Origin of the sequence: Okeania sp. SIO3B5, from assembly GCF_010692555.1 — a bacterium.
In the GTDB taxonomy this organism is placed as follows: domain Bacteria; phylum Cyanobacteriota; class Cyanobacteriia; order Cyanobacteriales; family Microcoleaceae; genus Okeania.
Map to the genome: position 1 here is coordinate 1 of NZ_JAAHHG010000666.1, position 4,767 is coordinate 4,767.

A 4,767-nucleotide genomic window follows, 5' to 3' on the forward strand; every position below is an offset into this window, starting at 1 on the left:
TTTTAGTTGACGATAAAAGCTTTATTAATTATCTTACTATCAAAGTTGGCTCCCTTACTCTTAAAGTCTATATTAATTTAAAAAACTGTCCTTAAGGAGAGAGTCTTGTTGCTGTTAACGAAGTTCCTCCGGAGGAGGCTAGCTGACAGCTAATAGCTGTTTGCGCAGCATTCCGTAGGAAATGCTTACCATTTTTCAAATTGGTATCATACCATTTTGAAAAAAGAATGTTACGAATAATAATAATCATAAATAAACTTTCAAATAAAGTCTATTTGACGAAAAAGATAATTTACAACATCAAAAATGGTATTAAATCTATCCCCATACAAATTCTGGATTGCAGAATTGCTGGATTCTAAGAAATACCCTAGCTATTTGTAGCAAACATTTATCACGGTTGGTATCAGTTATCAGTGCCTCTACAATAAGGAGACTTAACATTAGGAATATTCTCTTTTTTTTCCTTAAAATTGGGATATTTTATACCAAGCGTGAAAAAAGAATGCTACAAAAAGGTAGATATTGATCGGATATACTTAAAAATAGCTGCTAAAGTTCATTTGAGATAGTTATATATATCTTTTTTCCCTTTTTTTCAATATTTACCCCTTCTTCCTTCTTCCCTCTTCCTTCTTTTGTAGGGACGTTGCATGCAACGTCCCTACCATTTGTAACAAACATTTATCACGCTTGGTATTAGACCAAAATTTATCGGTAATGATTAATTATTAAGAATTTACTGTTTGATGAATTTTGCCTTTGTATAATTTGTGATTCAAATAATTCAAATTAATTTTTTCCCCAGCAACATACCCAAAAGAAAAACCTAAATCACTATTAACGGCAGTCGATTTCTGAATTTTACATTTTACACCTTCTTGCTTTAAATATGCTTGAATAGCTAAAGAATATTTTTCAAACATTGAGCGCACAACTATAGCAGATGCCGAATTTTTATCATTACTACCAGCTATACCTTTTTCTTCCATGTATTTTCGTCTTAGCTCTAATCTTTGTCTTAATCTAGTTGCACAACCAACTCTAAAAGCATTAATAAAAGTTCTTCCTTTACCCCTATGTTGTTTGGCTAAACTGTTAACTACAGCAATTAAATATTCATAAAGGGACTTAGAAACTGTAATATTAGTCTCTGTTCCTACTAATCTCATTTCACCGGTGTAAGTTGAACGCATTGCTTGACATCCATTAGCATTAGCAATTCCTGCTAAAATCCACATTTTCCAGGTTACATAACGACCTGTTTTATCAATAATACCCTTAGTAATATCTTCATCCTTTTCTTTTCCTAAATCTGCTACAGATAAATTATGTTGAGCTAATAATTCTGCTGCCTTCTCAGCCGCTAATGTAGCTTCATGTTCATTAGGTGAATTGGCAAGAGCTAGGAGTTTACTAATCTTTTCCAGGAGATTCTTATTGACCATTTCTCTCAGCTTATTTCTAATGCTTTATTATAAATTTTTTATTATGCGACTATACTTACTCAATACAATATTTACTAGATATTATGGTTTGTTTCAAAATATAGCAGTTTCCAAGAAGCATGAAGTACAAAATTCCTAATTTTTAGGGAGTAGGGAGCAGTAATTTAGGAAACAGGGATAGCGGTAGCGATCCCGCGCGACGATAGATGCACCTGGTAGCGCTCCTGTAAGAAAAGAACAAAAACAACTGTACTACAGTAACTTGAGAAACACTATAATTTTTTTTGATAGTGTTAAATTTTTCATAATTATTCTTTAGTGAATATATTATACCAAATTGATAAATGTTTGCTACAAATAGTTAGGGTATTTCTTAAAATTCATAATTTCCGTTTGTCACCGCGAAGCAAACATAATTCAGGAGTCACACAGGAATAGATTTAATACCATTTTTGATGTTGTAAATTATCTTTTTCGTCGAATTAGTCGAATAGACTTTTAGATAAAGTCTTTTTATGGTGCTTATTACAGGTATTGATTACAATTTTATTCAGCAAGTCCTAATTATCTTTTATGTAATCCTATATGATAGAGTTGTTGCTCAATAGGCTAAATAGATAGATGAAAAAGATTGATCGAATTAAGACGCAGTAGTAATTCTAGTAATTTTTGCTAAAAGAGAGTTAAAATCTTTACATGACAAGGATTTAACAGTTTTTTTTAGTTATCAAACAATAAGTTTAATCAAAAGTTTCTCAAACTATGAATAACTGTATTACATTACCGAATAATTAATAATTAAATAATTGAATAATTAAACAATTCGGGTTAAAAGCCTGCCCTTGAAAGAGGAAAAAAATCGATTTTTTACTTATTTGTCAATCCTCTCCCTAAAAGCTATCCCTTATAAGGAACTCCTGAAAACCTTGTAGCAAGCAGGGGAGCAGGGGACCCACCCCTCGCCCCTCCCAGGAGGGGAAAAAGGAGAAAGGAGAAAGAATCATAGTAGATAGGAAAAACTACTTAAGTTGTCAAAAAAAATGTACTTTTTAATACACTTTTTCTCTGACAAAAACCTTTTAAAGACTTGAACATAACTTGTCTATAATGTCTACGTTTTATGTTAAGAAAGATGTTTATAAAGCATAGCCCTAAAAGGGAGATGTAACTATCAATTATCAATTATCAATTATCAATTATCCATTAATGAAAAAATTCTATAGCTTCATAACTATCAAGCTCTCAAAATAATGTGTTTTAGTACCATTTAGCAATTGCTATTTTAGTATACTGCTTAAAACAGCGTGTTATTAAGTGATATATATCCAAATTTATTGTCTATTTTTTGTCCTCTAAATCTCAATTTTTTATCTCATTCAACTAATAAAAGCTATAGCAATCCTATTTTATTCGTGTATAAAAATCTTACCGCTTTTAGGGAACAGGGAACAGGTAACAGGTAACAGGCGGGAGTTTCAGTTTTTTTATCTACTTTTTGATTACCCGCAACCTATTTAGGATTGCTATATAAACTAGATTTAATTTAGCTTAGAACAATGCTTAATTACTTACAATGTCACTTCCCGATATTTTTAATAACTCTATAGTAAATTTTACCCAGAAAAATTTTTAATCATATAAAAGCTGAAAGATAGTTTCCTTCAGCTCAATATTATATAAACTAATTATAACAGATAAAATCTATATCCTTTAAACTTAGTCAGCATTTTCTCGATACCATTCAATTGTATTCTTCAGTCCTTGCTTAAAATCTACATTAGCAACAAAACCAAACTTTTCTTTTGCTTTTTGTGTATCCAAACATCGTCTAGGTTGACCATTTGGTTTATCAGTTTCCCAAATTATTTCTCCTTGAAATTCCATTAAATCACAAATTAACTCTACTAAATCACGAATCTTTACTTCATAATTAGTTCCTAAATTAATAGGTTCCGATTCATTATAAAATTGAGTTGCCATAACAATTCCCCTTGCCGCATCTGTAGAGTATAAAAATTCACGACTAGGACTACCATCACCCCAAACAGGTAATTCTTTATCTCCTCTAACCTGTGCTTCATGCACTTTTCTAATCAAAGCAGGAATAACATGGGAACTCTTTGGATTAAAATTATCTTCAGGTCCATACAAGTTAACAGGTAATAAATAAACTCCATTAAAACCGTATTGTTGACGATAAGCTTCTAATTGAACTAAAAGAGCTTTCTTAGCAACACCATAAGGAGCATTAGTTTCTTCTGGATAACCATTCCAAAGGTCTTCTTCTTTAAATGGAACGGGAGTAAATTTAGGATAGGCACATATTGTACCTACACAAACAAATTTTTCTACACCTGCTCTATAGGCAGAATCAATTAATTGAACTCCCATCATTAGATTGTCATAAAATAACTCAGCAGGCTTTTCTTTATTCAAACCAATACCCCCTACATGAGCAGCAAGGTGAATTACAATGTCTTGTCCATCGACTACTTTTTGGCAAGCTTCTAAAGTACAAAGGTCATAATCACGCGATCGCGGTATAGTAATCTGATTAGGATTAGCTCCTGCCTGATGAAGTTGCTCTACAACTTGGTGTCCAAGAAAACCTGCTCCACCTGTCAACAGAATTTTTTTGTTTTCTAACTCTAATTTAGTCATAAAAAATCTCCGAGATTGATATTCATCAGACATTAAGTCCAGGGTTTAGTGCCGCTACCCGGAAGTTAAAAGTCGTAGGGATAAATGGCCATTCGCCCATACATAAAGTCAAAAGTATTGATTTGTAATTGTTTTAGGATTTTATAACTGGTAAGTTATTTCTCTTATTCTGCACTAGGTAATTAGAATCAGTCAGTTCGGAAAGACAAGCCATGCAATATTATCTATCAGAAATTAGACTGATATGAAGTAATTAGGGTTTGCTGAAAAAGTCTTTTTTCGTAGGGGTAGGAGACAGGAGACAGGAGACAGGAGAAATGGATCGGGAGCGAGGAGGTAGGAGCGGGCGTTTTGTCCCAAGATTGTTCTGCCCAACTCTTGACCAAAATCCTGAATTTTTGAACCATTACCACCTAAAACCTCGCACCCCCTCCAGACCTAAAATTACTCAAACCAATATCAGTCAATACGCGCGATATTTAATCAGCAAACCCTAATTAGAAAAATGCTCTTAGAAAAAATCTACTCAAAACGAGTAATTGTATCCATCTCCTCTGTGAATGGATTGGATATGATTTCGAGATACAGACAAGATTTTATCCCCATGTCGGATATCAAAATTACCTTTACTTCTGACAGTTTTAATCCTGACTCCTTT

3 protein-coding genes are annotated in these 4,767 nt (G+C 32.7%); all 3 read right to left on the reverse strand.

Annotation, left to right across the window (positions count from 1 at the left end):
- Window positions 1–552: 552 nt before the first annotated feature.
- Window positions 553–684 (reverse strand): hypothetical protein, encoded by a 132-nt coding sequence (locus F6K54_RS40525; RefSeq protein ID WP_293090077.1) that lies wholly within the window; start codon window positions 682–684, stop codon window positions 553–555.
- Window positions 685–731: 47 nt separating this feature from the next.
- Window positions 732–1,448, reverse strand: a complete 717-nt coding sequence (locus F6K54_RS40530; protein ID WP_293090079.1) for a DUF2786 domain-containing protein — start codon at window positions 1,446–1,448, stop codon at window positions 732–734.
- Between the two features lie 1,716 nt (window positions 1,449–3,164).
- Window positions 3,165–4,109 (reverse strand): GDP-L-fucose synthase, encoded by a 945-nt coding sequence (locus tag F6K54_RS40535; protein WP_293090081.1) that lies wholly within the window; start codon window positions 4,107–4,109, stop codon window positions 3,165–3,167.
- Between the last annotated feature and the right edge of the window lie 658 nt (window positions 4,110–4,767).

Bases quoted from the DNA above. Each gene is read 5' to 3' on its own strand.
- F6K54_RS40525 (WP_293090077.1), bottom strand. From the start codon at position 684: ATGTTTGTTACAAATGGTAGGGACGTTGCATGCAACGTCCCTACAAAA.
- F6K54_RS40530 (WP_293090079.1), bottom strand. From the start codon at position 1,448: ATGGTCAATAAGAATCTCCTGGAAAAGATTAGTAAACTCCTAGCTCTT.
- F6K54_RS40535 (WP_293090081.1), bottom strand. From the start codon at position 4,109: ATGACTAAATTAGAGTTAGAAAACAAAAAAATTCTGTTGACAGGTGGA.